1 protein-coding gene and 2 pseudogenes are annotated in these 2,182 nt (G+C 48.4%); 1 reads left to right on the forward strand and 2 read right to left on the reverse strand.

Annotated elements, in window-relative coordinates:
• Window positions 1-126 precede the first annotated feature (126 nt).
• A pseudogene (locus ACGG90_RS15490) lies at window positions 127-908 on the forward strand (IS30 family transposase); the annotation flags it as partial.
• A 200-nt stretch (window positions 909-1,108) separates the two neighbouring features.
• On the opposite strand, the gene ACGG90_RS15495 reads toward ACGG90_RS15490, so the two are convergent.
• The gene (locus ACGG90_RS15495; RefSeq protein WP_125754439.1) at window positions 1,109-1,966 is read right to left on the reverse strand and encodes a DegV family protein; all 858 of its coding nucleotides are present in this window, start codon (window positions 1,964-1,966) and stop codon (window positions 1,109-1,111) included.
• A gap of 140 nt (window positions 1,967-2,106) precedes the next feature.
• A pseudogene (locus ACGG90_RS15500) lies at window positions 2,107-2,182 on the reverse strand (IS6 family transposase); the annotation flags it as partial.

The raw sequence follows: 2,182 nt of genomic DNA on the forward strand, positions 1-2,182 counted from the left end.
CAACGGCTACTATAATGATATCCTGTTGAAAGTGGCGTCCTTTAAAGTAATTCATGCGCACAATCCCTCGTTTCTTGTCACTCAGTATACTAGAATGAAGTTGCCAGGCAAACTTTGCACCAGAGCCCTGACAAGTTCGCCAGCGTACAGGTCTTCTTAGCCTGGTACGTACAGCGGGCTAAGCAGGACAAATGGTCGCCGGATGCTTCAATCGGCTATGCCAAGCGACACAAGCTGTTTACTCCTGAAGAGCTTGTTTGTGCCTCGACTTTGTACCAGTACATTGACGACCAACGCCTAGAGATTCGAAATATCGACCTGTTGGAGAAGACTAAGCGGAAGACCTCTCACCAGCACCACACCAAGGCTAAGCGCCTGGCTGGCCGCAGTATCGAGGAACGGCCTAAGGTCGTTGAACGACGCAGGCAGTTCGGTCACTGGGAGATGGATACCATTGTCGGTAAACGCAATGGCAAGGAGAGCGTCATCTTGACTCTGATTGAGCGCAAGACCCGTTGCCAACTTCTCCGCTTGATCGAAGGACGAGATGCAGACTCTGTGAGCTATGCATTGCGTGGAATCAAGCGCGAATGGGGAGCTTGCATCAAGACCATCACAGCCGACAACGGACCCGAGTTCACCGCCTTAAATACTGCTTTTGCTGGGACGGAAACTGAGATCTTCTACGCCCATCCTTACACGTCCTGCGACCGTGGCACCAACGAGGCACATAACCGGATGATCCGCAGGACTTACCTAAGGGCATGTCCCTAGATGACATTAGCCCTAGTCAAGTGCAGGCCACGCAAGACCGCTTGAATCAGTTGCCTCGCAAACAACAGGGCTACTGCACACCCCAGCAAAACTTTGAGGCCGAAGCTCGGCGCGTTCGCCGCATGGCCCAGTAGTCTCTCTAGCGCCACAACTTCTATTTGATAACGGCCTGTTCTGGGATTGTCCTCAACGACTGGCTAACTTGTTCTTGCAATTTACGACTGTTTTATCAAATCAAAATTGCCCTTTTCTCAATTTGTTGAGAAAAGGGCAATTTTGATCTGCTTTTCGTTTTAGGTAAAGCTTGAGAGGCGTGACTTATTTTTGTAACACCTTAATACGACTGAACTGTCGCCCCAATCAGCCCTGGCCCTGTATGCACGCCCAATGACGGTGAGACCTCACCAATAAAATCAACTGGCCGACCAGTCGCTTCACGAAGTTTCTCTGCCAACTTTTTAACTAAAGATGGGTTTTGCCCGTGGGCTACTCCTAAACGATAGTGGGTGCTTTTTAAACAATCCTGTTTGACTTGTTCAACCAACTTTTGAATCGCTTTTTCTTCAGATCGCGCCTTAAAAAGAGGGTAGTAGACGCCTTCTGGATCACATGAGATCACCGGTTTAATGTGCAAAACCGAACCGACAAGGCCTGCCACTCGGCCGATTCGACCGCCGGCACTGAGGTACTTCAAGGTTGGCACGTAGAAATAAATCCGACTTTTGACGATTGAGGCACGAACTTTTGCAATCACGTCCTGAAAAGATTCCCCTGCATTGATCAATGATGCGGCATAGGCTGCTTGGATGCCACTGCCAATGCCGATGCTTTTTGTGTCAAGAATGGTTACGGTGTCAGCGGGAAAATCTTGCGCGGCCAATTGAAAGACGTTGTTCGTCACAGACAACGCGCTCGAAATTGTGATACCGAGGATCTGCTGATAACCAGCCGCGAACAGCGCATCCATCGCTTCTTTGGCAGCTTGTGGTGACGGACTGGACGTCTTCGGCAAGATTTCCGCCGTTGCTAACGCCGAATAAAATTCATCCGGTGTGATATCAACTGCATCAAGGTAATTATGCCCATTCATAGTAATATTCAGCGGTACGACTGCAATATTTTTATTTTCATCAAGAACACTTTGAGGGACATCAGAACCCGAATCAACGACAATTGCAATTTTTTTGGTCATGTTCTGCCTCCTTGCGGCTTTAATATCCATATTATATGGTTTCTAAGACTAGATGTAAATAGGTTCACCACATATATCGGCTCTGGTGCAAATAGTCTGAGAGTGTGCCTTTTACCTAGTTGTTGATAGGGTGTTGTAGGTTATGCTGGCACCATCGCTTTTAATTCGTCCACGGCTGAAAACCCGATGAGGCTTAGCTCTCGTCGGGTTTTCTTG

The sequence above is a fragment of the Lacticaseibacillus jixiensis genome (assembly GCF_042847315.1).
Lineage (GTDB): Bacteria > Bacillota > Bacilli > Lactobacillales > Lactobacillaceae > Lacticaseibacillus > Lacticaseibacillus jixiensis.